This is a genomic window from Ruixingdingia sedimenti (assembly GCF_031432425.1).
Taxonomy (GTDB): Bacteria; Pseudomonadota; Alphaproteobacteria; order Rhodobacterales; family Rhodobacteraceae; genus Ruixingdingia; species Ruixingdingia sedimenti.
The window spans coordinates 56670-83259 of record NZ_JAVKPH010000003.1; the positions used below are offsets into that span (position 1 = coordinate 56670).

The following is a 26590-nucleotide window of genomic DNA, read 5'->3' on the forward strand; positions in this document are numbered from 1 at the left end:
AGGGCAGGGGCTTCGGCAAGGGGGCGGGACGCGCGCCCCCGGCCTGCGGGCGCGGCGGGGTCAGAAGGCCATCGCCGCCGCGACCGCCCGGGTCCAGCGGTCGTGGCGCGCCGCGCGTTCCTCCGGCGTCATCGCCGGGGCGAAGCGGCGGTCGAGCGCCCATCCCTGCGCGAACTCCTCCATCCCCGGGCAGAGCCCGGCGCGCATCCCCGCCAGCCATGCCGCCCCGCGCACGGTGGTTTCGGTGACGCGCGGGCGGTCCACCGGCGCGCCGAGGATGTCGGCGAGGTATTGCATCGTCCAGTCGCTCGCCGCCATGCCGCCGTCGACGCGCAGCACCGTGGCCGCCCCGGCACCCCAGTCGGCGCGCATCGCCTGCCACAGGTCGCGCGTCTGGTGGCCCACGCTTTCCAACGCCGCGCGCGCCAGTTCCGCCGGCCCCGTCGCCCGCGTCAGCCCGAAGATCGCGCCCCGGCATTCGGGGCGCCAGTGCGGCGCGCCGAGGCCGGTGAAGGCGGGCACCATCACCACGCCCTGTTCGGGGTCGGCGGCCTCTGCCAGCCCCTGCGTTTCCCCCGCGCTGCGGATGATCTGCACCCCGTCGCGCAGCCATTGCACCACCGCGCCCGCGATGAAGATCGACCCTTCCAGCGCATAGCTGACCCGCCCGTCCAGCCGCCAGGCGATGGTGGTCAGCAGCCGCGCATTGCTGGCGACCGCCCGTTCGCCCGTGTTCAGCAGCGCGAAACAGCCGGTGCCATAGGTCGCCTTGATCATGCCGGGGGTGAAGCACGCCTGCCCGATGGCCGCCGCCTGCTGGTCGCCCGCGACGCCGAGGATGGGGATTTCCCGCCCGAACAGATCCGCCCGGGTGCGGCCGAAATCGGCGGCGCAGTCGCGGACCTGCGGCAGGATCCCCATCGGCACGCGGAAGAGCGCGCAAAGTTCGGCATCCCATTCCCCGCGATGGATGTCGTAAAGCGAGGTCCGCGCGGCATTGGTGGCGTCGGTCGCATGCACCCGCCCCCCGGTCAGCCGCCAGATGAGGAAACTGTCCACCGTGCCGAAGGCCAGCTCGCCCCGCTCGGCCCGCGCCCGCGCGCCCTCGACGTGATCGAGGATCCAGGCGATCTTGCCGGCCGAGAAATAGGGGTCGAGCAGCAGCCCCGTGCGCGCGCTCACCAGCCCCTCGTGCCCCTCTGTGCGCAGGTGGGCGCAGGCCGCGGCGGTGCGCCGGTCCTGCCAGACCACGGCGGGATGGATGGCCCGGCCCGTCCCCCGGTCCCAGATCACCACCGTCTCGCGCTGGTTGGTCAGGCCGATGGCGGCGATCGCCCCCGGCGCCAGCCCCGCCCGCTCGATCGCCGCGCGGGCGGTGGCGGCGGATGTGGCCCAGAGATCCTCGGGGTCATGCTCAACCCGGCCCGGGGCGGGATAGGACTGGGGAAATTCCTGCTGCGCCTGCGCCACGGGGGCAAGGGAAGCGTCGAACACCACCGCCCGGCTGGAGGTGGTGCCCTGGTCGATGGCGAGGATATGGGTCATGGCGGTCTCCCTCCGCGCAGTTTAGGGCGGATCGGGGCGGGGGAACAGGGCCCGGCGGCGGTGGGGGCGGAGGGCGCGGCGCCGGGGGCCAGCCCCCGGACCCCCGGAGTATTTGGGGGCAAGATGAAGCCGCGCCATTCTTTCCGGGAAATGCCTTGCGTCTTTCACCGTGAGAGAAATATCCCGGGGTCCGGGGCAGCGCCCCGGCGCCGCGCTCTCTGCCCGCTCAGCCGCCCCGCATGAAGGCGTCGATGGCCGCGATCTGGCCGGCGCTCAGCCGCAGGCCGAGCTTCGTGCGCCGCCAGACCGCATCCTCGGCCGTCCGGGCATATTCGCGCGTCATCAGCCAGCGCAGTTCGGCCCCGGTCAGCGTCGCGCCGAAATCGGGGCCGAGGTCTTGCGGGGCGCGCGCGCCGTCCAGCACCGCCCGGGCCTCGGTGCCGTAGGTGCGGATCAGGCGGGCGGCCCAGGGGGCGGTGAGGAAGGGGTGGTCGGCCATCAGCCGCGCGCGCAGGGCGGGGGCGCCGTCCGGCGGAAAATCGCCGCCCGGCAGCGGCGCCCCTGCCGTCCACGCCCCCCGCGCCTGCGGCAGGTGCGGGGCGAGACGGGCGAGCGCGGCCTCTGCCAGCCGGCGATAGGTGGTGATCTTGCCGCCGAACACGGTCAGCAGCGGCGGGCCCTGCGTGTCGAGGGTCAGAACATAGTCCCGCGTCGCCGCCCGGGCCGGCCCCGCGCCGTCGTCATAAAGGGGCCGGACCCCGGCATAGGTCCAGACCACATCGGCGGGTGTCACCGGCCGCGCGAACCAGCGCGAGGCGGCGGCGCAGAGGTAATCCCGTTCCGCCGCGGTGCAATGCGCATCCTCGGGCGGGCCGGGGTGGTCGATGTCGGTGGTGCCGATCAGGGTGAAATCCTGCTCGAACGGAATCGCAAAGACGATGCGGCCGTCCGATCCTTGCAGGATATAGCAGCGGTCGTGGCCGAACAGGCGGCGGGTGACGATATGGCTGCCGCGCACCAGCCGCACATGCGCGGGGCCGTCGCGCCCGGTGATCGTGCGGGCCATGCCCTCGGCCCAGGGGCCGGCGGCGTTGACCAGCGCGCGGGCGTGCGTCTCGGCCCGCCCTTCCGGCCCTTCGGTGGTGATGCGCCACAGCGCGCCCTCGCGCCGCGCGGCGGTCACGCGGGTGCGGGTGCGGATGCGCGCGCCACGGGCCGCGGCGTCGCGGGCGTTGAGGACCACCAGCCGGGCGTCCTCCACCCAGCAGTCGGAATATTCGTAGGCGCGCCGCAGCCCGGGCCGCAGCGCCGCCCCCGCCGGATCGTGCCGCAGGTCCAACCGGCGCGTGCCGGGCAGGATCCGCCGCCCGCCCATATGGTCGTAGAGAAACAGCCCCAGGCGGATCATCCACGCCGGCCTGCGTCCGCGCAGCCAGGGCAGCGCGGCAGAGATCAGGCGCGAGGCCGGGGTTTCGGCGTCGAACCGCATCGCGGGGTCCAGCGGCAGCACGAAGCGCAGCGGGTGGCTGATATGCGGCATCGCGGCCAGCAGAACCTCGCGTTCGGCCAGCGCCTCGCGCACAAGGCGGAATTCGAAATATTCCAGATAGCGCAGCCCGCCGTGAAAAAGCTTGGTCGAGGCCGAAGAGGTCGCCTGCGCCAGATCGCCGGCCTCGGCCAGGTCCACCGTCAGCCCCCGCCCCGCCGCATCGCGGGCGATGCCGCAACCATTGACGCCGCCGCCGATGACGAAGAGGTCGATGGGTGCGGGGGTGGTCATGGGGACCCTCCGGGGCTGGCAGGATGTGGCCGGGGCGGCGGCACGGGCGGGCCCCCGCCCGGCCCGCGGGCCCGGTGCGAAGGGCAGGGGCCTCCGGCGGGGATATTTAAGGACAGAAAGTGAACGGGCCGTGTCCAAGTCCCGGTCCTGCTCACTTTCTGTCCGCAAATATCCCGCGGGGGTCCGGGGGCGCGAAGCCCCCGGCGCCGTCCCCGCCACGGCCGCGGCGCGCGTCAGTCGCCCAACAGGCGGCCCGCGTCGATCTGGCCGACGTTGCGCAGCAGTTGCTGGATCAGGCCGATGCCCTTGACATTGGTGCTGGTGACGCGGCGCGACAGCGGCACGACATTGCCGTTCTCGAGCCCGAAGCGTTCCACATTCGCCACCGTGCCGTTCGTGGCATAGCTGACGACCACCACCTGGCGGTCGACCTCCTGCGGGGCGCGCGCGCCGAAATGGCGCCAGCGGCTTTGCACGTAATACCAGCTGTCGTCGGACAGCAGCCCCTCTGCCGAGGGGCGGCCGATTTCGGCGGCCACGGTGTCGCGGTTGTCCTTGCCGACCGCGATTTCCGCCAGTTCGGCATCGGTCGGCGCATAGCCGTGGTTGCGGTAGACCGCGCTGCAACCCGCCACCGCCAGCAGCACGAGCCCCGCGAGGGCACCGCGCATGCCCAATCCCGCCTTCGCCATCACGCCCTCTTGCCTTGCCCGGGGAAGCCTTCTATCCGCTTAAAGGATGACCGGGGGCGGTTCAAGGAAGGAACGCGCCCCTGCGCACGGAACCCCATCGCTGACCGGAGGCGCCGTTGACCGATCTTCCCTATACCCATCCCGTGCGCGCCGCCGACCTGACGGGCCGGCGCGACCGCGCGTTCGACCTGCGCCCCGATGCGGCGGCCTGCGCGGCGATCGCCGCCACGCTCGGCATCAATGCGGTGGCGGATCTGGCCTTTGCCGGCCACCTGCGCCCGGCGGGCCGCGCCGATGTGATGCTGGAGGCGCGGCTGGAGGCCACGGTCGACCAGCCCTGCGTCGTCACGCTCGTCCCCGTGCGCAGCCGCATCGACGTGCCCGTCGCGCGCCGCTATGTCGCCGGCATGGCCGCGCCCGAGGGGGCCGAGGTCGAGATGCCCGAGGACGACACGCTCGAACCCCTGCCCGAGGTGATCGACCTCGGCGCGGTCATGGTCGAGGCACTGGCGCTGGCGCTGCCCGACTATCCGCGCGCGCCCGGCGCCGAACTGGGCGAGGCGGTCTTTGCCGCCCCCGGGGTCGCGGCCCTGCGCGATGCCGACCTGCGCCCCTTCGCGGCGCTGGCCAGGCTGCGCCCCGGCGGCGAGGGCGACAAGGGCTGAGCCGGCCAGAAAGGGGCTTGCGCCCGGCCGCAAACCGGCTATGTTCCGCGCCTCGCAAGGAGGCTCGCGCAGGGTCCGTCCGGCTATGCCGGGCAGCGCGCTTTCCGCAAGGATTTCCGGGGCCTGTCCCCCCCAACACCGAGGTCGAGACATGGCTGTCCCGCAGAACCGAGTCACCCGTTCGCGCCGCAACATGCGCCGTGCCCATGATGCGCTGGTCGCGTCGAACCCCAACGAATGCCCGAACTGCGGCGAGCTGAAGCGCCCGCACCACGTCTGCGGCGCCTGCGGCCACTACGATTCGCGCGAGGTGGTCGCCACCGCGGCCGAGGTCGACCTGGACGACGACGCGGCCTGATCCCGCCTGACATCCTTTCGTCATGGCAACCGGCAGCGATCTGACGGATACCGGGGCGGCTGCCGGGCAGGGGCCCGGGGTCGTGCTGTCCGTCGATGCGATGGGGGGCGACCGCGGGCCTGCGGCCGTGGTCGCGGGTCTGGCCCGCGCCGCCGCCGCGCATCCCGATGTCAGCTTCATCCTGCACGGCGACGAGGCCGCGTTGGCGCCCCTGGTCGGGCGCCGCCGCGCGCTCGCCGGGCGCTGCACCATCCGCCACGCCCCGCGCGTGGTGACGATGGAGGACCGCCCCAGCCAGGTCATGCGCCATGGCGAGGGCACCTCGATGTGGTCCTGCATCGAATCGGTCAAGCAGGGGGAGGCCACGGTCGCCGTATCCTGCGGCAATACCGGTGCGCTGATGGCGGTGTCGATGATCCGGCTGCGCAAGCTGCCGGGCGTGAACCGCCCGGCCATCGCCTGCCTCTGGCCCTCGCGCAACCCCACCGGCTTCAACGTGATGCTGGACGTGGGCGCCGACATCAAGGCAGAGGCGCCGGATCTGTTGCAATACGCCACCATGGGCGCGTCCTATGCGCGCAACGGCCTCGGGCTGGCCAGGCCGCGGGTGGGCCTGCTGAACGTCGGCACCGAGGAACACAAGGGCCGCGCGGAACTGAAAGAGGCGAACGAGATGCTGGCCGCCGGGGCCGAGGCGGGCAATTTCAGCTATCACGGGTTCGTCGAGGGCGGCGACATCCCGGGCGACCGGGTGGATGTGATCGTCACCGACGGCTTCACCGGCAATATCGCGCTCAAGACCGGCGAGGGCACGGCCAAGCTCATCAGCGACTTCCTGCGCGAGGCGTTCAACGCCACCTTCCTGTCGAAGATCGCGGCCCTGCTGGCGCTGACCTCGCTCAAGCGGCTGCAAAAGCGCATCGACCCGCGCCGGGTGAACGGCGGGGTATTCCTGGGCCTCAACGGCACGGTGGTGAAATCGCATGGCGCAGCCGATGCGACCGGCGTCGCCGCCGCCATCCGGCTGGCCTATCTGCTTGCAAAATCGGGATTTCAGGACCGTCTGGCGGCGCGGGTTGCATCCGCCGGGGCGGCGGGGCAGGATGCTGCCGGTCTCGGGGCGTTGAACGGTAATCTGGAATGACAACAAGAGCCGTCGTCAAGGGTGTCGGGCACTATCTGCCGGAGCGGGTGGTGCCGAATGCCGAATTCGAAGCCACGATCGACACCAGCGACGAATGGATCCGCAGCCGCAGCGGCATCGAGCGGCGCCATTTCGCCGCCGAGGGGCAGACGACATCGGACCTTGCGGTGCGCGCGGCGCAGGCGGCGCTGGCCGATGCGGGCCTGACGGCAGAGGATATCGACGCGATCATCGTCGCCACCTCGACCCCGGACCTGACCTTTCCGTCCGTCGCCACCATGGTGCAGGCCGGCCTCGGGATGACGCGGGGCTATGGCTATGACGTGCAGGCCGTCTGCGCCGGATTCGTCTTTGCGCTGGCCAATGCCGATGCGATGATCCGCGGCGGCATGGCGCGGCGGGTGCTGGTGATCGGGGCGGAAACCTTTTCGCGCCTGATGGACTGGACCGACCGCACCACCTGCGTGCTGTTCGGCGACGGCGCCGGCGCGCTGGTGCTGGAGGCGGCAGAGGGGCAGGGGAACACCGACGACCGCGGCGTGCTGTCCTGCGACCTGCAATCCGACGGGCGGCAGCGCGACATCCTTTATGTCGATGGCGGCGTGTCCACCGGCACCACCGGCCACCTGCGCATGCTCGGCAAGGAAGTATTCCGCCATGCCATTGAGAAACTTGCGCAAACCGCCCATGCCGCGCTGGATCGCGTAGGGCTGAGCGGGGAGGATGTGGACTGGATCGTGCCGCATCAGGCCAACCTGCGGATCATCCAGGGCACCGCGCAGCGCATGCAGGTGCCGATGGACCGCGTGGTGGTGACGGTGCAGGATCACGGCAACACCTCTGCCGCCTCGATTCCGCTGGCGCTGTCGGTCGGCAAGGCGCGCGGGCAGATCAAGCCGGGCGACCTTCTGGTGTGCGAGGCGATCGGCGGCGGGCTCGCCTGGGGGGCGGTGGTTCTGCGCTGGTAAGGCCCCGCTACAAGCCGTTGATATTGACTCGGAAATTCAAACCCCGCATCCTGCCGTGAAAATCCGGGAACAGGGGGATGGCATGTCCGGCAAGACGTTGACGCGGATGGACCTGAGCGAGGCGGTGTTCCGTGCCGTGGGCGTATCGCGGAACGAGGCGGCGCAGCTGGTCGAGGCGGTGCTGACCCATGTGTCCGACGCGCTGGTCGCGGGCGAGACGGTCAAGATCTCGTCCTTCGGCACCTTTTCCGTGCGCGACAAGGCCGCGCGCGTGGGCCGCAACCCCAAGACGGGCGAGGAAGTGCCGATCTCGCCCCGCCGGGTGCTGTCGTTCCGGCCGTCGCATCTGATGAAGGATCGGGTCGCGGCCGGGCCGAAACGCTGAAAGGACCCGGCGGATGGAGAAGTCTCCCGACGCCTTCCGCACCATCAGCGAAGTCGCCGACCTGCTGGAGACCCCGCCGCATGTGCTGCGCTTCTGGGAAACGCGGTTTCCCCAGGTGCGCCCGGTCAAGCGGGCGGGCGGGCGGCGCTATTACCGCCCCGCCGACATCGCGCTGCTGGCCGGGATCCGGGCGCTGCTGCATGATCAGGGAATGACGATCCGGGGCGTGCAGAAGATCCTGCGCGAACAGGGCGTGCGCCATGTGATGGACCTGCCGGAGGCCGTTGTCCCGGCGGGTGCGCCGGCGGCCATTCCCCCGGCGCAGCCGCCGGAAACCGCCGCTCCACCCGCGGCGGCCCCGGGTCCGACGGACCTGCCGGAACGCCCCGATCCGCCCGAGGCGCCCGGCGTGGAGCCTGTGCCGGAGGCCGCCGACCCGTTGGACCTGTCCGCAGACGCCGCCTCGGCGGATGCGGGGGAAGATGTGGCCGGACAAGCATTTGCCGCCCCCGCAGACCTTCCCGATGACGCGGGCCAGCCCGGCGGTGTCGCCGAACCCGCCGTCCTGCCCGGGGCCGAGGCATCGTCCCGGCCCGCGCCCCGCCTGTCGCTCGTATCCGCCGCCCCGCCGGTGCCGGACCCCGCCGCGCCCCCGCCGGAGGCCGACCCCATGCCCGAGGACACCGCCCCCCAGCCTGAGGATGCCGCGATGGACCCCCGCCAGAGCGACCTGTTCAACCACGCCGCACCGCCCGCCGATTCGGCCCCGCCGCCTGCGCCCGATTCCCTGCCGGACCCCGAACCTGCCGCCCCGGCCGATCCGGCCCGCGAATCCGTTCCCCCCGAATCTGCGACGATATCCCTCCCGGACATCGCCGCAGAGGACCCCGTGCCAGAGACCGGGGCCGCGCCCACCGCCGCCGCCCGCCTGCGCCGCCTGGGGCCCGCGGCGCTTGGCCGCCACCGCGCGGCGCTGCTGTCCGTCCATGCCCGGCTGACCGATCTGCACCGCCGCCAGACCGCCGCCGCCCGCGGCCGGCGCGGTTGATCGCGCCCATGCGTTTTCGCCCTTGCGCCCCGGGCGTGATTGTCGCTAAGAGTGCCCCCGTCGGGCCGTGGCGCAGCCTGGTTAGCGCGTCCGTCTGGGGGGCGGAAGGTCGCGAGTTCGAATCTCGCCGGCCCGACCATACCGAAAACCGCCCGCCCGCCGCATTGGCCGGCGGGCGGTTTTGTATGTAGGAACAACGGCGGGGGCAGGCATGGCCGAAGGCGTTCTACCGGCACAGGCGATCCGGGCGCTGGCCGCCAGCGGCGCGATCGCGGCCGATCCCCCGATCCTGCCCGCGCAGATCCAGCCCGCCAGCATCGACCTGCGGCTCGGCACGGTGGCCTATCGCGTGCGCGCCTCGTTCCTCGCGGGGCAGGGGCGCCGCGTGGCCGACCGGATCGCCGAATTCGGCATGCACGAAATCGACCTGACGCGCGGCGCGGTGCTGGAAAAGGGCTGCGTCTATGTCGTGCCGCTGATGGAACATCTGGCGCTGCCCGGCGATCTGACGGCGGTGGCGAATGCCAAAAGCTCCACCGGGCGGCTCGATCTTCTGACGCGGACGATCACCGACGGCGGGGTGGAATTCGACCGGATCCCGGCGGGGTATACCGGCCCGCTGTATGCCGAGATCTGTCCGCGATCGTTTTCGGTGCTGGTGCGGCCGGGGATGCGGCTCAACCAGATGCGGTTCCGCCGCGGCCATGCGGTGCTGGACGATGCGGCGCTGGCGGCGCTGCACGCGCGCGTGGGGCTGGTGGACGGGCCGGCGGTGATTTCGGACGGTCTGGGGTTCTCGGTCGACCTGCGGCCGCGGGCGGGGCTGATGGGCTATCGCGCCAAGCCGCATGCCGGCATGATCGACCTCGACCGCATCGGCGCCTACGACCCGGCCGATTTCTGGGAGGAGTTGCAGGCCCGCGACGGCCATCTGATCCTCGACCCCGGCGCGTTCTACATCCTCGTCAGCCAGGAAGCGGTGACGATCCCGCCCGACCACGCCGCCGAAATGGCGCCCTATCTGGCGATGGTGGGCGAGTTCCGGGTGCATTACGCGGGCTTCTTCGACCCCGGCTTCGGCCATGCGGCTGCGGGCGGCGCGGGGTCGCGCGGGGTGCTGGAGGTGCGCTGCCACGAGGCGCCCTTCGTACTGGAACACGGGCAGGTGGTGGGCCGGCTGGTCTATGAACGCATGGCGGCGGTCCCCGATACGCTCTATGGCGCGGGGATCGCGTCGAACTATCAGGGGCAGGGGTTGAAGCTGTCGAAGCATTTCCGCCCCTGACGCGCCCATGAAGGAGCAAGCCCCGGCCTGCGGATCCCGCGCCCGGCGGCGGTGCGGGCGGATGGGGCAGGAGCCTCCGGCGGGGATATTTAAGGACAGAAAGTGATGGGGGGCGTGCCCTTCCGCACTTTCTGTCCGGAAATATCCTCAGGGGGTGAATTGGCGCAGCCAAGAGGGGGCAGAATGCCCCCTGCGCCGCCCGTCGGGGGCGCGCGGGCGGGGTCAGCGGCCGATGCGGCGGGTCAGGCGCGCGGCGCGGCGGGCGGTCTTGATCGTCTCGCGCATCTTCCTTGCCTGTTCGCGTTCGGCCTTCGTCATCTGCGCCGCGGGTTTGCCCTTGCCGGCGGCCATGTCCGCGCCCTTGCGGACGCCGTAATTCACCGCCTTGCGGGTGAAGAGGCGGATCAGGCGGTTGATGATCTGGTCGACGTTCATGGCCTTCCCTCCTTCGGGATCAGTCCTCGAAAAGCTCGCTCTGGCCGGCGGGCTGGTCGTCGTCCTCGCCCGCGCCGGGCAGGGGGCGGCTGTCCAGCAGCCCGGCCGCGCGCAGTTCCTTCAGCCCCGGCAGGTCGCGCGTCGATTCCAGCGCGAAATGGTCGAGGAAGCGTTCCGTGACCATGAAAGTCACCGGGCGGCCCGGGGTCATGCGGCGGCGGCCGAGGCGGATCCAGTCCAGTTCCATCAGCTGGTCGATGGTGCCGCGGCTGACGGCGACGCCGCGGATTTCCTCGATTTCCGCGCGCGTCACCGGCTGGTGATAGGCGACGATGGCCAGCGTCTCGATCGCTGCGCGGGAAAGCTTGCGCGTCTCGACCACTTCCTTGTGCATCAGGTGCCCGAGGTCCGGCGCGGTGCGGAAGGCCCATCCGTCGCCCACCCGCACCAGCCGCACCCCGCGCCCGTCATAGCGGCGCACCAGATGCGCCAGCGCCTCTGCCGGATCGCAGCCGAGCGGCATGCGGCTGGCGAGTTCGGCCACCGTCACGGGTTCGGTCGCGGCAAACAGGATCGCCTCTGCCATGCGTTCCTGTTCGCCCATGGGGGGCGCGGCAAAGAGCGAGGGTTCTTCCGGTACGGTGGGCGCGGGCTGCATCAGCGGTCTTTCCGGCGGACTTCGATGGGGGCGAAGGTCTCTGCCTGTCTTAGCGCGATATGGCCCTGTTTCGCCAGTTCCAGCGCCGCGGCGAAGGTGGCGGCGGTGGCGGATCGCCGCCGGCGGGGCGCGGTGCGCCAGCCTTCGGGCAGCCAGTCGGCAAGCGCCGTCCAGTCCACCGCCTGCGGGATCAGCGGGCGCAGCGCATCCAGCGCCTGTTCCATCGTATAGACATCGCGGCGGTCGAAGGCGAAGGGGCGGAATTCGTCGCGGGTGCGGATGCGGGCATAGGCGTGCAGAAGGTCGAGCAGCGTCGCGCCGTATTCCACCTTGCGGCTGCGGATCACCTCTTCGGGCTGGCCGCGGGCGAAGGTGTCGCGGCCCAGATGCGGGCGGGCCATCAGTTGCGCCGCCGCCTCGCGCATGGCTTGCAGCCGTTCCAGCTGAAACGCCAGATGGGCGGCCATGTCCTCGGCCGAGGGGCCTTCCTCGGTCGGGTCGGGGGGCAGCAGCAGGCGGGATTTCAGATAGGCGAGCCAGGCGGCCATCACCAGATAATCCGCCGCCAGTTCGATCCTGAGCGCCTTGGCGCGGTCGACGAAGGCGAGGTATTGTTCGGCCAGTTGCAGCACCGAGATGCGGCGCAGGTCCACCTTCTGCGTGCGCGAGAGGTTCAAAAGCAGGTCGAGCGGCCCCTCGAACCCGTCCACATCGACGATCAGCGCCTCTGCCGCCAGGCGTTCGGCGACGGGCGGGGACAGCGGCAGGGCGGGTTGGCCCCGGTCAGCCATCGGCGAGGGCGGCGAGGTCGCGGGCCAGTGCCGTCAGGTCGGCCTCCTCGGGGGCGTGGCGGCGGGCGAGCGCGGCGGCGGCGCGATCCGCAGCAACGCCATGCAGGGGGCCGGCAGCGGCCACCACCGCCGCCATCTCGGCCCGGTCGCCGTTGCAATGCAGCGCCACGTCGCAGCCGGCGGCCAGCGCCTGTGCCGTCAGTGCGCCCAGATCGCCCGAAAGCGCCTGCATCGACATGTCGTCGGTCATCAGCAGCCCGTCGAAGCCCATCCCACCCCGGATCGCGGCGATGCCCGCAGGCGACAGCGTGGCCGGCAGATCGGGGTCGAGCGCAGTATAGACCACATGCGCGGTCATCGCCATCGGCAGGTCGGCCAGCGCGCGGAAGGGGGCGAAATCGGTCGCCTCCAGTTCCGCCAGCGGGGTGGTGACGACGGGCAGGCTCAGGTGGCTGTCGGCGGTGGCGCGGCCGTGGCCGGGGATATGCTTGATCACCGGCAGGACGCCCCCCGCCAGCATCCCCCGCGCCGCCCCCCGCGCCGCGGCGGCGACTGCGGCGGCATCCAGCCCCAGACAGCGGTTGTGCAGGAAGGGATGCGTCGCAGGCCCCGCGATATCGCAGGTCGGCGCGCAGTTCGCGTCGATGCCGAGGGCGCGCAGGTCCGCCGCGATCAGCCGATAACGCAGTTCCATCGCGCGCGGCGCATCCGCCCCGGCGGCCAGAACCTGATCCAGCGGTGCGGGCCAGTCGCGCCAGTGCGGCGGGCGCAGGCGCTGTACCCGCCCGCCCTCCTGGTCGATGAACACCGGCGCATCGCGCCCCACCGCATCGCGCAGGGCGGCGGTCAGGCGGCGGATCTGGCCGGGGTCCTCGATGTTGCGCGCGAACAGGATGAAGCCCCAGGGCGCGGCCTCGCGGAAGAACGCGGCCTCGCCGGGGCCGAGCACCGGCCCCGCGCAGCCCAGGATGGCGGCAGAGGTCATCGGTGCGTGACCGGCACGCAGCGCAGGTCGTCGCCCTCGATCGCGGCGCAGAAGCGGCGCGCGTCATCCTCGCTGGAAAAGCCCTTGGCGCGCAGGCGGAAGAAATCCTGCCCGGCGCTGGTGGCGGGCTGGATCACGCGTTCCTTCCCCTCCATCAGCGCGCCGGCGCGGGTGGCGATGCGGGCCCATTCGGCGCGCGCGATTTCCGCCGTGTCGAAGGCGCCGAGCTGCACCAGCCTTGTGCCGGGGCGCAGGGTGGCGGGGTCCACCTCGGGCGCATCGACGAAGGCCGAGGTCGCCTGCACCTGGGTCAACACCGCCGCGGCGGTGCTGAGCGGGCGCGGCCGGGGGCGGGGCGAGCGGGTGACGGCGCCCGGGGGCGGGGTGAAGGCGGGGGCGGCATCGGCGGATACCAGTTCGTCGGCCAGCGCCAGCGTGCGTTCCACCGCCGCGGCGACGGCGGCGGGCGCGGGGGCCACGGGGATCTCTGCGGCGGGGGCGGCCTGGCCCAGGCCCGCCGCGTCGTCCTCTGCCAGACCCACGGGGCGGGGGGCCAGCACGATGCGGTCGGGCAGTTCGCCCGCCGCGCCGGCAGCGGCGACGCCGTTGACCGAAAGGCCCAGATGCGCGGCGGTGGCGCCGCCCGGATCCTCGGGCGCGATGCGCATCGGCCCTTCCATCGCCTGGATCACCGGCACGCCCGACACGTCGCGCACCGCCAGCCGGTAGCCCCAGAAGGCCACCCCCAACACCAGCGCGACCGAGGTCACGCCGCCCGCGATGTTCACCATGCGCCCGAAATGGATGCGACGCGGCGCATGCGCGCCCGTCACGAATTCATCGAAATTCGCCTCGGCCATGTCCTGCTCCGTCGCGGGGCTACCCTCTGACGGGGCGCTGACCGCTTGTTGCCTGCCATGCCGGACGACTGCGCCTGTTGATCAGCGCATTTCCTCGACCGGCTTGACCCCCAAGATACCAAGACCAGCGGAAATGACAACGCCCACGGACCGCGCAAGGGCAATTTTCGCCCGGCTGGTGTCGGGATGCCCCTCTTGCACGAAGCGCAGGGCGGGGTCGTCGTTGCCGCGGTTCCACAGCCCGTGGAAATCCGAGGCGAGTTCGTAGAGGTAGAAGGCCACCCGATGCGGCTCGTTCGCGCGGGCGGCGATTTCCACCAGCCGGGGCCATTCGGCCAGCTTGCGCGCCAGCGCCAGTTCCGCCGGATGCGACAGCCGCGTCAGGTCGGCCGCCGCCAGCGTGGCGTCATCGACGACCAGCCCCGCCTCCGCCGCCCGGCGCAGGACGGAATTCACCCGCGCATTCGCGTACTGGACGTAAAAGACCGGGTTGTCCTTGGACTGTTCCAGCACCTTGTCGAAGTCGAAATCGAGCGCGGCGTCGTTCTTGCGCGTCAGCATGACGAAGCGGGTCACGTCCGGGCCCGCCTGTTCCACCACGTCGCGCAGCGTCACGAAGGTGCCGGCGCGTTTCGACATCTTGAAGGGTTCGCCGTTCTTCCACAGCTTCACCAGCTGGATCAGCTTGATGTCCAGGGGCACCCGGCCTTGCGACAGCGCGGCGACCGCGGCCTTCATCCGCTTGACGTAACCGCCATGGTCGGCGCCGAAAATGTCGATCAGCGCGTCGAAGCCGCGGGTGATCTTCTCGTAGTGATAGGCGATGTCGGGGGCGAAATAGGTCCAGCTGCCGTCCGATTTCTTCACCGGCCGGTCCACGTCGTCGCCGTGCAGGGTGGACCGGAACAGGGTCTGTTCGCGGGGTTCCCAGTCCTCGGGCGTCTTGCCCTTGGGCGGTTCCAGCACGCCTTCGTAGATCAGCCCCATGCCGCGCAGGGTGTCCAGCGCCGCCTCGATCCGCCCGGTGCCGTAGAGCGCGCGTTCGGACGAATAGACGTCCATCTCCACCCCCAGAAGGGCGAGGTCGTCGCGGATCATCGCCATCATCCGTTCGGTGGCGAATTCGCGTACGATGTCCAGCCATTCGGATTCGGGCCGGTTGAGAAAACGGTCGCCGTATTCGGCCTTGAGCGCCTCGCCCACCTCGATCAGGTAGTCGCCGGGATAAAGCCCCTCGGCGATCTCGGGCGACAGGCCATGCGCCTCGCGGTAGCGTTCATAGGCGGACCGCGCCAGCACCTCGACCTGCGCGCCGCCGTCGTTGATGTAGTATTCGCGCGTCACGTCCCAGCCGGCAAAGGCCAGCAGGCGCGCGAGCGCATCGCCGAAGACCGCGCCGCGGGTATGGCCGACATGCATCGGCCCGGTGGGGTTGGCGGATACGAATTCGACATTCACCCGCCGCCCGGCGCCGAGGGCGGACCGGCCGTAACCGGCCCCGGCGGTCAGCACCGCGCGCACCAGCCCCTGCCAGACCCCGGGCGCGAGCCGCAGGTTGAGGAACCCGGGCCCCGCCACCTCTGCGCTGGCGATGCGGGGATCGGCGGCAAGGCGGCCGGCCAGCGCCTCGGCGATGGTGCGGGGGGGCAGGCCCGCGGGTTTGGCCAGCACCATCGCGGCATTGGTCGCCATGTCGCCATGCGCGGCGTCGCGCGGGGGTTCCACCGTCACGGCGCCCCGGTCCAGCCCCGCGGGCAGGCCACCCGCCGCCTCGATTTCGTCCAGCGCGGTCAGGACCAGCGCGCGAATGTCGTCAAAAAGGTTCATCATGCCCACCTTGGTCTGCCCGCGGGTTTATCACGCGGACATGCCGGGTCAACCGCGGCGGGGGCGTTCGTGGTGCGGGCTGGCCGGATCGGCATTGATCTCCCCTGCCCTCAGTCCTCGGGCTGGAAATCCAGCGCCACGCCGTTGATGCAATAGCGCAGGCCCGTGGGGGCGGGGCCGTCGGGAAAGACATGGCCCAGATGCGCCTCGCAGCGCGCGCAGCGGATTTCCGTGCGCGTCATGCCGTGGCTGTTGTCGATCACCGCCTCCAAGGGCGCATCCTCGACCGGGCGGAAGAACGAGGGCCAGCCCGACCCGCTTTCATACTTCGCCGCCTTGTCGAACAAGGGCGCGCCGCAGCAGGTGCAGGTGAAGGTGCCCGGCCCTTCGGGAAAGCCGGGGTGGCTGCCGGCGCGTTCGGTGCCGTGCTGGCGCGTCACGCGATAGGCGAGGTCGGAAAGCTGCGCGCGCCATTCGGCGTCGCTGCGGGTGATCTTGCCGGTCATCGGGGGCTCCGCTTCAGATGTCGCTTCGGTGTCATATGTTGTATGTTAGGGTCCGCAGGGCAAGATGCCCGGGACAGGAGTGTGCGATGCTGTCACTGCGCAAGGGCCGCTATGCCGCCCGTTTCGCCGAAACCCCTGCCGATATGGCGGCGGCGCAGGGGCTGCGCCATCTGTGTTTCCGGGGGAGCGCGGGGCTGGACGCCGATGCCTTCGATGCGATCTGCCGCCATGTGCTGGTCGAGGAAACCCGCACCGGGGCGCTGGCCGCCTGTTTCCGCCTGCTGCCGCTGACCTCGGGGTGCGAGATCGGGCGCAGCTATTCGGCGCAATATTACGACCTTGGGGCTTTGGAGGCTTTCGACGGCCCGATGGTCGAGATGGGCCGATTCTGCATCCACCCCGACCGGCGCGACCCCGACATCCTGCGCGTGGCCTGGGGGGCGATGACCCGCTTTGTCGATGCCAACGGGGTGCGGATGCTGTTCGGCTGTTCCTCCTTCAAGGGGACCGAGGCCGAGGTATACCTCGACGCCTTCGCCATGCTGCGCGAACGCCACCTCGCCCCGCGCCGCTGGCTGCCGCGGGTCAAGGCGCCGCAGGTCTTCCGTTTCGCCCGCCGTCTGGCGCGCCGCGAACCCGACCGCAAGCGCGCGCTGCTGACGATGCCGCCCCTGCTGCGGACCTATCTGGTGATGGGGGGCTGGGTGTCCGACCATGCGGTGGTGGACCGCGACCTGAACACGCTCCACGTTTTCACCGGGCTGGAAATCGGCGCCATCCCCCCCGCCCGCGCGCGCCTGCTGCGGGGCGTGGCGGGCTGAGCAGCACATGAAAAAGGCCGCAAAAAGCGGCCCGTTTTCAAGTCTTTGGAGATTTTGGTGGAGCCAAGGGGAGTCGAACCCCTGACCTCTTGAATGCCATTCAAGCGCTCTCCCAACTGAGCTATGGCCCCACCGGAGGTACCGATCATCTCGGTGACGTGGCTTCTAGTGCGGGGCGGAGGCGGCTGCAAGTGGAAAATGCGCCCCCGCCACGGTTTGTCAGACTTCCTCGTCGTCGCCCGCCACATCGGCCAGATCGTCGAGCGAAACCGTCTCGTCCTCGTCGTCCTCGAGCAGTTCCTCGTCCAGATCCGCGTCCTCGGTGGCATCGGCCTCGATCAGGTCGTCGGCATCCAGATCGGTGTCGAGCAGGTTCGACGCCTTGGCCTCCTGCGCGATGATCGCGCCCACGGCCTTGCGGCGGGCGGATTCGATATCCACGATCTCGCCCGTATAGGGGCTGACGATCGGGGTGCGGTTCAGGTCGTAAAAGCGTTTGCCGGTGGTCGGGCAAATCCGCTTCGTGCCCCATTCAGCCTTGGGCATGGTCATTCCCCTTGCGGTGTCGGATGGTCCAAGGAAGGCCCATTGGAACAGCCCGCAGCCCCTGTCAAGGGCTTTTCCGCAGGGCAGGAGCGGCTATGCTGCGCCCCTGCCGCCGGGCCGCGAATCCCCGGCGCGAAGGAGCCTTGATGCCGCCGCTGCCCGGCCTGCCGGAAGTCGAGATCACGTTGCGCCGGTCGGCCCGCGCGCGGCGGATCAGCCTGCGGGTGTCGAGCCTCGACGGGCGCGTGACGCTGACCCTGCCGGCGCGGGCGCGCGAATCCGAGGGGATGGCCTTCCTGCGCGACCGCGCCGACTGGATCCGCGCGGCGCTTGCCCGGGTGCCGCCGCCGCGCGCGCCGGGGCCGGGCGGAATCCTGCCGATCGAGGGGCGGGGGGTGCCGGTGCTGGCGGGGCCCGCGCGGGGGCCGGTGCGGGTGACGCCCGAGGGGCTGGTGGTGCCCGGCGATCCGGCGCTGGCGGGGCCGCGAATCGCGGCCTTCCTCAAGGCGCTTGCCCGGGGGCGGCTGGCCTCGGCCTGCGACCGGCATGCCGCGGCGCTCGGCCGGCCCTACAGCCGTCTGGTGCTGCGCGACACACGGTCGCGGTGGGGGTCCTGCACCACCGCGGGCGTGCTGATGTTCAACTGGCGGCTGGTCATGGCCCCGCCCGAGGTGCTGGATTATGTGGCGGCGCATGAGGTTGCGCATCTGGCCGAAATGAACCATTCGCCCGCCTTCTGGGCCGTGGTCGCGCGCCTGATGCCGCAGCACGCCGCCCCGCGCGCCTGGCTGCGGGCAGAGGGCAATGCGCTGCACGGCTGGCAGTTCGGCCCGCGCGGGGATTGACCCGGCGGCGCGGGGCGTGAAGATGGCGCATGGTATTGCGCGCCCGTCCGTCCGACTCGGCCCTTGCGGCCCATGACCGGCTCTACCGCACCCTGCGCACGCAGGTGATGCATGGCGAGCTGCCGCCCGGCCATGCGCTGACGCTGCGCGGGATCGGTGCGGCGCACGGCACCTCGATGACCCCTGCGCGCGAGGCCGTGCGGCGGCTGGTGGCGGAAGGCGCGCTGACGCTTTCGGCATCCGGCCGGGTGGCGACGCCGGAACTGTCGTCGGAACGGATCGAGGAACTCGCCTCCATCCGCGCGCTGATCGAACCGGAACTGGCCTCGCGCGCGCTGCCGCGGGCGCATTTCGCGCTGATCGACCGGCTGGCGGCGATCAACGCCCTGAACGCAGAGGCCGTGGCGCGGCAGGATGCGGTGGCCTATATCCGCACCAACCTGGAATTCCACCGCACATTGTATCTGCGCGCGCAGGCCCCGGCGATGCTGGCGCTGACGGAAACGGTGTGGCTGCAACTGGGGCCGACGATGCGCGCCCTTTATTCCAAGCTGCGCCGGAACGAACCGCCCCAGCACCACCGGCTGATCATCGCCGCCCTGCGTGCGGGCGACGAACCCGGCCTGCGGCTGGCGGTGCGCACCGATGTGACGCAGGGCCTGCGGCATCTGGCGGCCTGAGCCTGTCCCGCGCGGATGGGGCATTCCGCGCCCGCCGCCCGTGCCAGCCTTCCCCATCCGCAAGACCGGCGAGGGGGATCCGATGGGCAGGTTCGACGGAAAGGTGGCCGTGATCACCGGCGCGGCCTCGGGGTTCGGGGCGCAGGTGGCGGTGCAGATGGCCGCGGGCGGCGCAAGGGTGGTTCTGGGCGATCTGCGCGACTGTGCCGAGACCGCCGCGCACATCCGCGCCGCCGGGGGCGAGGCGGCGACGGCCCTTGTCGACGTGTCCGACCCGGCGCAGGTCGCGGCGCTGATGCAACTGGCCACCGACAGCTTCGGCGGCATCGACATCCTGCACGCCAATGCCGGAATGGTCGGCAACGGCGCGGACGGGCTGGTGTCGATCCTCGATCTCGACCTCGATTTCTGGGACCGGACCTTCGCGGTGAACGTGCGCGGCGCGATGCTGTGCATCCGCGCGGCGCTGCCGTCGATGATCGCGCGGGGCGGCGGGTCGATCGTCATCACCTCGTCCATCGCCGGCCAGATGGGTGAAAACGTGCGCAGCGCCTATTCGGCCTCCAAGGCGGCGGTGAACGCGATCACCCGCCATGTCGCCACCGCTTTCGGCCGGCAGGGGGTGCGCTGCAATTCCATCGCGCCCGGCCTGATGCGCGAGGTGCCCGAGGGCGCGGCGGTCGATGCCTGGGGCCGCCATGTCCCGGGCCGCGTCGCGGCCTATGCCGAGGTCGCGCCGGTGGTGCTGTTCCTCGCCTCGGACGATGCGCGCCATGTCACCGGGCAGGTGCTGACCGCCGATGGCGGCTTTTCCATCCATTTCCCCAACTGGGCCGATGGCGGCCATGTCAGCGAACGCAGGGCCTGAGCCGGAGGAACCGATGGGACTGTTCGACGACCGCATCGCCGTAGTGACCGGCGCCGCCAATGGCCTAGGCGAGGCCACCGCCCTGCGGCTGGCGGCCGAGGGCGCGACGCTCGCGCTGCTGGACCGCGAGGGCCCGGCGCTGGCCGCCGTCTGCGACCGGATCGCGGCCGCAGGGGGCAGGGCGCGGGGCTTCGTGGTGGATGTGCTGGACCGCGCCGCCGTCGCCGATGTCTTTGCCGAAATCGCGGGCCGTCTCGGCCCGGTCGATGTGCTGGTCAACAACGCCGGCGGATCGGCGCGCGAAAGAAACCGCGAATTCTGGTGTTCCGACCCCGAGGTCTGGGATTACGTCATCGACCTGAACCTGAAATCCGCCATGTTCTGCGCGCGGCAGGTGGTGCCGGGCATGCGCGACCGCGGGCGGGGCAAGATCGTCAACCTCGGCTCGGGGTCCTACAACGCGGGCGATGCGGATATCGCCGATTACGTCGCGGCCAAGGGGGGCGTGGTGGGTTTCACCCGCTCGCTCGCCCGCGAACTCGCGCCCTTCGGGGTGAACGTCAACGCCGTCTCGCCCTCGACCATCATGACCCGCGCCGCCGAACGCGCGCCCGAGGTGATGGCGCGCGCGCTGGCCAATGTGCCGATGCGCCGCGCCGGCCGGCCCGAAGACATCGCCAACGCCATCGCCTTCCTCGCCAGCGCGCAGGCCGATTACATCACCGGCCAGGTGCTGGTGGTCGACGGCGGGCGCACCTTCAACTGAAAGGACAGTCCATGCCCGCGCTTTTCATCGCCATCCGCGAACGCACCCGCGATGCGGCAGAGATGGAAACCTATTCCGCCCTCGCCCGCCAGACGCTGGCGGGCCGCGCCTTCCGCCTGCTGGCGCGCTACGAGGGCCACGACGGACTGGAAGGGCCGGAACCCGAGGCCGTGCTGGTGATGGAATTCCCCACGATGGCGGATGCCCGCGCCTGGTACCACAGCGACGACTACCGCGCCGCGCTGCGCCACCGCAACATGGGTGCCGATTACCGCGTGCTGCTGGTGGAAACGAAGGAATAGGCCGATGCAGGCGCCCCCCACCCTCGACCGCGATCCTTATGGCGAAGGCATCCTTGCCGACCCCTATGCCTTCTACGCCGAACTGCGCGAGATCGGCCCGGTGGCCTATATCCCCGCCCATGGCGTCTATGCCGTCGGCCGCTACGATGCGGTGAAACAGGTGTTCTCCGACCATGCCCGCTTCACCTCGGAAAGCGGCGTCGGCATCCAGGACGCCCGCGACCCGGCCCAGAAGGCGCGGCCGAAAAGCCTGCTGGTGGAAATCGACCCGCCCGCCCATACCGCCAACCGCCGCGCCGCGAACCGGATCATGTCGCCCCTGATCATCCGCAGCTTCCGCCAGGTGTTCGAGGAACGCGCCCGCGCGCTGGTCGATGCCGTGCTGGCGCGCGGCGGCGATTGCGACGGCGTGGCCGATCTGGCCGAGGATCTGGTGCTGACCGGCTTTCCCAAGGCGATGGGCCTGCGCCACAACCCCGAGGCGATCCGCGCCATCGGCTACATGTCCTTCAACCAGACCGGGCCGAAGAACGCGCTGCATGAAAAGGGCCTCGCGGCGGGCGAGCCGTATATGGAATGGTTTCTGGAAAGCTGCCAGCCGGAACATGTCCGCCCCGGCTCGCTCGCCGATGAATTCTACCGGGCCGAGGCGGCGGGCGAGGTCGAGCCCGGCTTTGCCGCGAATGTCATCCGCTCGCTGGTGCGGGGCGGGTCGGATTCGACGATGGCGGGGATCGGCTTCGCGATCCACCAGCTGGCGCGCAACCCCGATCAATGGGCGCTGTTGCAGGCCAACCCCGGCCGCCGCCGCTTCGTCTATGACGAGGCTTTGCGCCACGAATCCCCCTTCCATGTCGTCTACCGCGCGGTGGTGGGGCAGGGCGCGGAACTCGACGGTTTCGCGCTGGAGGGCGGGATGAAGATCGGCATGTACCCCGGCGCCGCCAACCGCGACCCGCGGCAATGGGAACGCCCGGATGCCTTCGACATCCTGCGCGACAGCGCCGGGGTGCATCTGTCCTTCGGCACCGGCGATCACAACTGCATCGGCCAGAACATCGCCCGGCTGGAGGCCGATGCGCTGCTGGCCGCGCTGATGGAACGGGTGGCCCGCATCGACCTCGCCGGCCCGCCCGCCTACCGGCTGCACAACCAGCTGCGCACGCTCGACACCCTGCCGCTGCGCCTGATCGCCGCCTGAAACAGGAAGGGGGCGCCGCGGCCCCCTTCACTTTCTGTCTGAAAATATCCCACGGGGCGCCGGGTGGTGCGCCACTGGTTCGAGAACCAGCCGGCGCCGGGGGTGTGAAACCCCCGCCGCTGCCCTATCCCCCCGCAGCTACGCGTGGATGGCGCCCAACCCGCAGGCCAGCGCCGCCTCGCGCACTGCCTCGGAACAGGTCGGATGCGCGTGGCAGGTGCGGGCGATGTCCTCGGCAGAGGCGCCGAATTCCATCGCCACGCAGATCTCGTGGATCATCTCGCCCGCGCCGGGGCCGATGATATGCGCCCCCAGAACCCGGTCGGTCGCCGCATCGGCGAGGATCTTGACGAAACCGTCGCCCGCGAACATCGCCTTGGCCCGGCCGTTGCCCATGAAGCTGAACTTGCCCGCCTTGTAGGCGCGGCCCTCTTCCTTCAGCTGTTCCTCGGTCTTGCCGACGCTGGCGACCTCGGGGCTGGTGTAGATCACGCCGGGGATCACGCCATAGTTCACATGCCCCGCCTGACCGGCAAGGATTTCGGCCAGCGCCACGCCCTCGTCCTCGGCCTTGTGGGCCAGCATCGGGCCGGGCACCGCGTCGCCGATGGCATGGATGCCCTTCACGCTGGTGGCGTAATGCGCATCCACCGCGATCTGCCCGCGCGCCGTCATCTGCACGCCGAGCGCGTCGAGGCCCAGACCCGTCGTGTAGGGCCGCCGCCCCGTCGCCACCAGCACCACATCGGCGGCGAGCGTCGCCTCCGCCCCGTCCTTGCGTTTCTGATAGCGCAGGGTGGCCTTGCCATCCGCCACATCGACGCCCTGCACCGCGGCGCCGGTCACGATCGCCAGCCCCTGTTTCTTCAGCGTCTTCTCGAACGCCCGCTGCACCTCGGCGTCGTTGCCGGGGATCAGCGCGTCGAGGTATTCGACCACCGTGACCTTCGTGCCGAGCCGGGCATAGACCGATCCCAGTTCCAGCCCGATCACGCCGCCGCCGATCACCGCCATCGTCGCCGGGATCGCCGCCAGCGCCAGCGCGCCGGTCGAGGTCACGACGACCTTTTCATCCACCGTCACCCCCGGCAGGCTGGAGGGTTCGGAGCCCGAGGCGATGACGATATGTTTCGCCCCGTGCACCTCTTCGCCGACCTTCACCTGACCCGCGGCGGGGATGGAGGCCCAACCGTTCAGCCATGTCACCTTGTTCTTCTTGAACAGGAATTCGATGCCCTTGGTGTTCTGGCCGATCACATCGTCCTTGTAGGCCAGCATCCTGGCCCAGTCGACGGTGGGGTTCGCGCCCATCAGGCCCATCTTCTCGAAGTTCTCGTGCACCTCGTGCAGCTGGTGGCTGGCATGCAAGAGCGCCTTGGACGGGATGCAGCCCACGTTGAGGCAGGTGCCCCCCAGGGTCTCGCGCCCCTCGACGCAGGCGACCTTCATCCCCAGTTGCGCCGCGCGGATGGCGCAGACATAGCCGCCGGGACCGGCGCCGATCACGATCACATCAAAACTGGCCATCGGGCTCTCCTTCCTTCTGGGCCGCCGGGGCATGGCGCGCGGGGGCCGGTATCGGTCATATCAGATCAGGCCGGCGACGATCATCGCCAGCGTTGCAACGAAACCCACCCCCCAGACCACCGACCGCCAGGGCGTCAGCCCCATCACATAGGCGGGCAGATAGAGGATGCGGGCGGCAAGGTAGACCCAGGCGCAGGCGGCGGTGAAGCCGCTGGCCTTGGCGCCGAGCGTCACCACCACCACCGCGAGGGTGAAGAGGATCAGCCCCTCGAAATGGTTCGCCACCGCCCGTTGCAGCCGCCCGGCGCGCGGCGACAGGGCGCGCGGCGGCGGGGCGTCGCGGGGCCCGGCGGTGTAATCGGGGCCAAGCTCGCGGTTCGCGGGCACGGCATAGAGCGCCAGTTGCACCGCCTGCAACAGCCCCGCAAGGGCCAGCACGGTCAGTTCGGGGGGCAGTCCGGGGGTCATGCGGCCTTCTCCTTCGTCCAGCGGCGCAGGTTTTCGGGCGTCAGCAGCCGCGCCTTGCGGGCGACGAAATCGGCGATGCAGGCGGTTTCCGCCGCCGCCACGCCGGGCAGGGCGCGTAGGCGGGCCATTTCGGCCTGCGTCGCGGGCCAGTGCCGCAGGATGGACCGGTCCTGCACCGCGTTGCGGTTGGCGGTGCGGTGCCAGCGCGAGTTCAGGTGGTATTTGTCGCTGGCCTTGCCCTGCCCGTCGCCGCGATCGTTCTTGAGCAGGAAGGTATCGCGCGACCGCACCGCGTAATGGTTCACGCAGGCCCCGGGCCGCGTGGCGCGGTCGAGGGGGCGGTATTTCGCCCGCGGCGGGCCATAGAGAACATCGGCCTGCAACGGCTCGCCCCGGGTATTGACCACCCGCGCCTCCGCGATGCGGGGCCGGGTCGGCATGTGGTCAGAGGCATGTTCGAACGCGCGGAACCGGAAGAGCGACTTGAACTTCACCGTCGCGGGGTCCGGCGCCGCCTCGCAGGCGGTGAAATGCGGCAGCGTCGCGCCCGGCCAGTCCGCCAGCCCCGCATCGCCGAAGGCCCGCCAGGGCAGGGCGACCACATGCGCCGCGCCCGCCCGCGCGGTTAGTTCGCCCACCCCGCCCCCGCCATGGGCGATGTTGAGGAATTCGTCGCTGTCCAGTTGCGCCAGCCATTCGGCGCCCGTATCCGCCAGCCGGACCATCGCGCGGATCATGCCGTGGTCCTGCGGCGCCTCGCCCGGCGGGACCGGATTGTCCAGATGCACCACCGCATCCCCAGCGGCCAGCGCATCCAGCAGCCGGTCGGATCCGTCGGTGCAGTCGTTGGTGCAGATCACGACGGGATCGAAGCCGATCACCCGGTGATAGGCCAGCCATTCGAGGATGAAGATCCCCTCGTTGCGCATGCAGGACAAAAGGGCGGGGGGCGTCATGGGCGGCCCCTGCCGAAGGTCGCTGCGCATATCCGAAAGGGTGACAGGGCCACGGGGTCGTCCGCCGGTCTGGGCAAGGCCGGGCCGGCCGCAGGGCCGCCCCGGCAGGGTATCGCACCGCCGCCGCGTACTGCCGCGGCGGGCCGGATCACAGATCCATCAGCAGCCGGCGGGGATCCTCCAGCGCCTCTTTCACGCGCACGAGGAACGTCACCGCGCCCTTGCCGTCGACGATGCGGTGGTCGTAGCTGAGCGCGAGGTACATCATCGGGCGGATGACGATCTGGCCCTTCACCACCACCGGGCGGTCCTGGATCTTGTGCATGCCGAGGATGCCCGACTGCGGCGGGTTCAGGATCGGGCTGGACATGAGCGAGCCATAGACGCCGCCGTTCGAGATGGTGAACGACCCGCCCTGCATTTCCGCCATCGACAGCTTGCCGTCGCGGGCGCGCGCGCCCAGTTCGGCGATCTTCTTCTCGATCGCGGCGAAGGACATCTGGTCGGCGTCGCGCACCACCGGCACCACCAGACCCGAGGGGGTGCCCACCGCCACGCCCATATGGACGTAGTTCTTGTAGACGACATCCTGCCCGTCGATCTCGGCGTTGACCTCGGGCACCTCTTTCAGCGCATGGCAGCAGGCCTTCACGAAGAAGGACATGAAGCCGAGCTTCACGCCGTGCTTCTTCTCGAACTGGTCCTTGAACTCGCTGCGCAGGTCCATGATGCCGGACATGTCCACCTCGTTGTAGGTGGTCAGCATGGCGGCGGTGTTCTGCGCATCCTTCAGGCGCCGCGCGATGGTGGCGCGCAGGCGGGTCATCTTCACCCGTTCCTCGCGCGCGGCATCGTCGGCCGGAACCGGCGCGCGCGGCGCGGGGGCCGCCGCCGGGGCCGGGGCGGATTTCGCGGCGGCGATGGCGGCCTGCACGTCTTCCTTCATCACCCGGCCGTCGCGGCCGGTGCCGGTGACGGCATCGCGGGCCACGCCCGATTCCGCCATCAGCTTCTTGGCCGAGGGTGCGTCTTCCACATCGGCGCGCGGCTGCACCACCTCGGGGCCCGCGCCGGGCGAATTGACGGCGGCGGCGGCTTCGGCGCGCGGCTCTTCGGCCTTCGGCGCCGCGGCCACGCCCGCGCCATCGGTGGAAATGATCGCCAGCCGCGCATTCGCCGCGACCGTCGTGCCCTCGGGCGCGAGGATTTCCGCCAGCACGCCCGCCGCCGGGGCCGGGACCTCGACCGACACCTTGTCGGTTTCCAGTTCGCACAGCATCTCGTCCTGCGCCACCGTGTCGCCCGGTTTCTTGAACCAGGTCGAAACCGTCGCCTCGGACACGCTTTCGCCCAAGGTGGGCACCATCACGTCAATCATTCCGCCCTCTCCCGCGCCGGTCTTCGTCTCGGCGCCTTTCATCGGCTTGAGTGTTTCTGCGGCCCCTTCCGTGATCTGCGCCAACAGCGCATTCACGCCGACCGTGGCCCCTTCGGGCGCCACGATCTCGGCCAGAATTCCGGCGGCGGGGGCATGCACCTCGACCGTCACCTTGTCGGTTTCCAACTCGCACAGCATATCATCGGCGGCCACGGCATCGCCCGGTTTCTTGAACCAGGTGGCCACCGTGGCCTCCGACACACTTTCGCCGAGCGTCGGAACGCGAACCTCCACCGCCAT

29 protein-coding genes and 2 tRNA genes are annotated in these 26590 nt (G+C 70.8%); 15 read left to right on the forward strand and 16 right to left on the reverse strand.

The window, feature by feature from the left end:
• Nucleotides 1-60: 60 nt before the first annotated feature.
• The 3 genes from glpK to RGD00_RS03770 all read right to left on the reverse strand — a co-directional run bounded on the left by glpK (nucleotide 61) and on the right by RGD00_RS03770 (nucleotide 3996).
• The gene (gene glpK, locus RGD00_RS03760) at nucleotides 61-1545 is read right to left on the reverse strand and encodes a glycerol kinase GlpK (protein WP_310455957.1); all 1485 of its coding nucleotides are present in this window, start codon (nucleotides 1543-1545) and stop codon (nucleotides 61-63) included.
• Nucleotides 1546-1771: 226 nt separating this feature from the next.
• Nucleotides 1772-3325 carry a glycerol-3-phosphate dehydrogenase gene (glpD, locus tag RGD00_RS03765; RefSeq protein WP_310455958.1) on the reverse strand — a complete coding sequence of 518 codons (1554 nt, stop codon included), beginning with the start codon at nucleotides 3323-3325 and terminating at the stop codon, nucleotides 1772-1774.
• Nucleotides 3326-3558: 233 nt separating this feature from the next.
• Nucleotides 3559-3996 carry an outer membrane protein assembly factor BamE gene (locus tag RGD00_RS03770; RefSeq protein WP_310455959.1) on the reverse strand — a complete coding sequence of 146 codons (438 nt, stop codon included), beginning with the start codon at nucleotides 3994-3996 and terminating at the stop codon, nucleotides 3559-3561.
• Between the two features lie 137 nt (nucleotides 3997-4133).
• On the opposite strand from RGD00_RS03770, the gene RGD00_RS03775 reads away from it, so the two are divergent.
• The 8 genes from RGD00_RS03775 to RGD00_RS03810 all read left to right on the forward strand — a co-directional run bounded on the left by RGD00_RS03775 (nucleotide 4134) and on the right by RGD00_RS03810 (nucleotide 9870).
• Nucleotides 4134-4682 carry a YceD family protein gene (locus tag RGD00_RS03775; RefSeq protein WP_310455960.1) on the forward strand — a complete coding sequence of 183 codons (549 nt, stop codon included), beginning with the start codon at nucleotides 4134-4136 and terminating at the stop codon, nucleotides 4680-4682.
• 151 nt (nucleotides 4683-4833) lie between these two features.
• A complete protein-coding gene (gene rpmF / locus RGD00_RS03780) occupies nucleotides 4834-5040 on the forward strand; it encodes a 50S ribosomal protein L32 (protein ID WP_310455961.1) in 207 nt (68 codons plus the stop codon).
• A gap of 22 nt (nucleotides 5041-5062) precedes the next feature.
• On the forward strand, nucleotides 5063-6184 hold the full coding sequence (gene plsX / locus RGD00_RS03785) for a phosphate acyltransferase PlsX (protein WP_310455962.1): 1122 nt from the start codon (nucleotides 5063-5065) through the stop codon (nucleotides 6182-6184).
• The gene (locus RGD00_RS03790; protein ID WP_310455963.1) at nucleotides 6181-7152 is read left to right on the forward strand and encodes a beta-ketoacyl-ACP synthase III; all 972 of its coding nucleotides are present in this window, start codon (nucleotides 6181-6183) and stop codon (nucleotides 7150-7152) included. Before plsX ends, RGD00_RS03790 begins: the two co-directional genes overlap by 4 nt.
• 82 nt (nucleotides 7153-7234) lie before the next feature.
• Nucleotides 7235-7537 carry an integration host factor subunit alpha gene (gene ihfA, locus RGD00_RS03795; RefSeq protein WP_310455964.1) on the forward strand — a complete coding sequence of 101 codons (303 nt, stop codon included), beginning with the start codon at nucleotides 7235-7237 and terminating at the stop codon, nucleotides 7535-7537.
• 13 nt (nucleotides 7538-7550) lie between these two features.
• Entirely contained in the window at nucleotides 7551-8585 is a 1035-nt protein-coding gene (locus RGD00_RS03800) for a MerR family transcriptional regulator (protein WP_310455965.1), read from the forward strand.
• A gap of 61 nt (nucleotides 8586-8646) precedes the next feature.
• Nucleotides 8647-8724: transfer RNA gene (locus tag RGD00_RS03805), tRNA-Pro, on the forward strand.
• Between the two features lie 72 nt (nucleotides 8725-8796).
• The gene (locus tag RGD00_RS03810) at nucleotides 8797-9870 is read left to right on the forward strand and encodes a 2'-deoxycytidine 5'-triphosphate deaminase (protein ID WP_310455966.1); all 1074 of its coding nucleotides are present in this window, start codon (nucleotides 8797-8799) and stop codon (nucleotides 9868-9870) included.
• A 222-nt stretch (nucleotides 9871-10092) separates the two neighbouring features.
• Here RGD00_RS03810 and RGD00_RS03815 read toward each other — a convergent pair whose 3' ends face one another.
• The 7 genes from RGD00_RS03815 to msrB form a co-directional block, all read right to left on the reverse strand.
• The gene (locus RGD00_RS03815) at nucleotides 10093-10305 is read right to left on the reverse strand and encodes a hypothetical protein (protein ID WP_310455967.1); all 213 of its coding nucleotides are present in this window, start codon (nucleotides 10303-10305) and stop codon (nucleotides 10093-10095) included.
• 19 nt (nucleotides 10306-10324) lie between these two features.
• Nucleotides 10325-10963, reverse strand: a complete 639-nt coding sequence (gene scpB, locus RGD00_RS03820; protein WP_310455968.1) for an SMC-Scp complex subunit ScpB — start codon at nucleotides 10961-10963, stop codon at nucleotides 10325-10327.
• The gene (locus tag RGD00_RS03825; protein WP_310455969.1) at nucleotides 10963-11754 is read right to left on the reverse strand and encodes a segregation and condensation protein A; all 792 of its coding nucleotides are present in this window, start codon (nucleotides 11752-11754) and stop codon (nucleotides 10963-10965) included. Before RGD00_RS03825 ends, scpB begins: the two co-directional genes overlap by 1 nt.
• Nucleotides 11747-12739 (reverse strand): glycoside hydrolase family 3 N-terminal domain-containing protein, encoded by a 993-nt coding sequence (locus RGD00_RS03830; RefSeq protein WP_310455970.1) that lies wholly within the window; start codon nucleotides 12737-12739, stop codon nucleotides 11747-11749. Before RGD00_RS03830 ends, RGD00_RS03825 begins: the two co-directional genes overlap by 8 nt.
• Complete coding sequence (locus RGD00_RS03835; RefSeq protein WP_310455971.1) at nucleotides 12736-13599, reverse strand: SPOR domain-containing protein; 864 nt, start codon at nucleotides 13597-13599, stop codon at nucleotides 12736-12738. Before RGD00_RS03835 ends, RGD00_RS03830 begins: the two co-directional genes overlap by 4 nt.
• A gap of 81 nt (nucleotides 13600-13680) precedes the next feature.
• Nucleotides 13681-15426: an arginine--tRNA ligase gene (gene argS, locus RGD00_RS03840; protein ID WP_310455972.1), complete on the reverse strand. Its 1746-nt coding sequence runs from the start codon at nucleotides 15424-15426 to the stop codon at nucleotides 13681-13683.
• A 110-nt stretch (nucleotides 15427-15536) separates the two neighbouring features.
• Nucleotides 15537-15932, reverse strand: coding sequence for a peptide-methionine (R)-S-oxide reductase MsrB (msrB, locus tag RGD00_RS03845; protein ID WP_310455973.1), 396 nt, complete (start codon nucleotides 15930-15932; stop codon nucleotides 15537-15539).
• Nucleotides 15933-16018: 86 nt separating this feature from the next.
• Between msrB and RGD00_RS03850 the strand changes: the two genes are divergently transcribed.
• Complete coding sequence (locus RGD00_RS03850; protein ID WP_310455974.1) at nucleotides 16019-16753, forward strand: GNAT family N-acetyltransferase; 735 nt, start codon at nucleotides 16019-16021, stop codon at nucleotides 16751-16753.
• A gap of 55 nt (nucleotides 16754-16808) precedes the next feature.
• On the opposite strand, the gene RGD00_RS03855 is transcribed toward RGD00_RS03850, so the two are convergent.
• Nucleotides 16809-16884: transfer RNA gene (locus RGD00_RS03855), tRNA-Ala, on the reverse strand.
• A gap of 88 nt (nucleotides 16885-16972) precedes the next feature.
• Nucleotides 16973-17299, reverse strand: coding sequence for a TIGR02300 family protein (locus RGD00_RS03860; RefSeq protein ID WP_310456142.1), 327 nt, complete (start codon nucleotides 17297-17299; stop codon nucleotides 16973-16975).
• A 146-nt stretch (nucleotides 17300-17445) separates the two neighbouring features.
• On the opposite strand from RGD00_RS03860, the gene RGD00_RS03865 reads away from it, so the two are divergent.
• The 6 genes from RGD00_RS03865 (at nucleotide 17446) to RGD00_RS03890 (ending at nucleotide 21961) form a co-directional block, all read left to right on the forward strand.
• Nucleotides 17446-18144, forward strand: coding sequence for a M48 family metallopeptidase (locus tag RGD00_RS03865; protein WP_310455975.1), 699 nt, complete (start codon nucleotides 17446-17448; stop codon nucleotides 18142-18144).
• Nucleotides 18145-18173: 29 nt separating this feature from the next.
• Complete coding sequence (locus tag RGD00_RS03870; RefSeq protein WP_310455976.1) at nucleotides 18174-18824, forward strand: GntR family transcriptional regulator; 651 nt, start codon at nucleotides 18174-18176, stop codon at nucleotides 18822-18824.
• A gap of 82 nt (nucleotides 18825-18906) precedes the next feature.
• Complete coding sequence (locus RGD00_RS03875; RefSeq protein WP_310455977.1) at nucleotides 18907-19692, forward strand: SDR family NAD(P)-dependent oxidoreductase; 786 nt, start codon at nucleotides 18907-18909, stop codon at nucleotides 19690-19692.
• 13 nt (nucleotides 19693-19705) lie between these two features.
• Nucleotides 19706-20458, forward strand: a complete 753-nt coding sequence (locus RGD00_RS03880) for an SDR family NAD(P)-dependent oxidoreductase (RefSeq protein ID WP_310455978.1) — start codon at nucleotides 19706-19708, stop codon at nucleotides 20456-20458.
• A gap of 11 nt (nucleotides 20459-20469) precedes the next feature.
• Nucleotides 20470-20760 carry a DUF1330 domain-containing protein gene (locus tag RGD00_RS03885; RefSeq protein ID WP_310455979.1) on the forward strand — a complete coding sequence of 97 codons (291 nt, stop codon included), beginning with the start codon at nucleotides 20470-20472 and terminating at the stop codon, nucleotides 20758-20760.
• 4 nt (nucleotides 20761-20764) lie between these two features.
• Nucleotides 20765-21961, forward strand: a complete 1197-nt coding sequence (locus RGD00_RS03890; protein ID WP_310455980.1) for a cytochrome P450 — start codon at nucleotides 20765-20767, stop codon at nucleotides 21959-21961.
• 138 nt (nucleotides 21962-22099) lie between these two features.
• Here RGD00_RS03890 and lpdA read toward each other — a convergent pair whose 3' ends face one another.
• From lpdA to odhB, 4 genes are all read right to left on the reverse strand, one after another.
• The gene (lpdA, locus tag RGD00_RS03895; protein ID WP_310455981.1) at nucleotides 22100-23488 is read right to left on the reverse strand and encodes a dihydrolipoyl dehydrogenase; all 1389 of its coding nucleotides are present in this window, start codon (nucleotides 23486-23488) and stop codon (nucleotides 22100-22102) included.
• A 60-nt stretch (nucleotides 23489-23548) separates the two neighbouring features.
• A complete protein-coding gene (locus tag RGD00_RS03900; RefSeq protein ID WP_310456143.1) occupies nucleotides 23549-23944 on the reverse strand; it encodes an MAPEG family protein in 396 nt (131 codons plus the stop codon).
• An 8-nt stretch (nucleotides 23945-23952) separates the two neighbouring features.
• The gene (locus RGD00_RS03905; RefSeq protein WP_310455982.1) at nucleotides 23953-24912 is read right to left on the reverse strand and encodes a glycosyltransferase family 2 protein; all 960 of its coding nucleotides are present in this window, start codon (nucleotides 24910-24912) and stop codon (nucleotides 23953-23955) included.
• Between the two features lie 148 nt (nucleotides 24913-25060).
• A complete protein-coding gene (odhB, locus tag RGD00_RS03910) occupies nucleotides 25061-26590 on the reverse strand; it encodes a 2-oxoglutarate dehydrogenase complex dihydrolipoyllysine-residue succinyltransferase (RefSeq protein ID WP_310455983.1) in 1530 nt (509 codons plus the stop codon).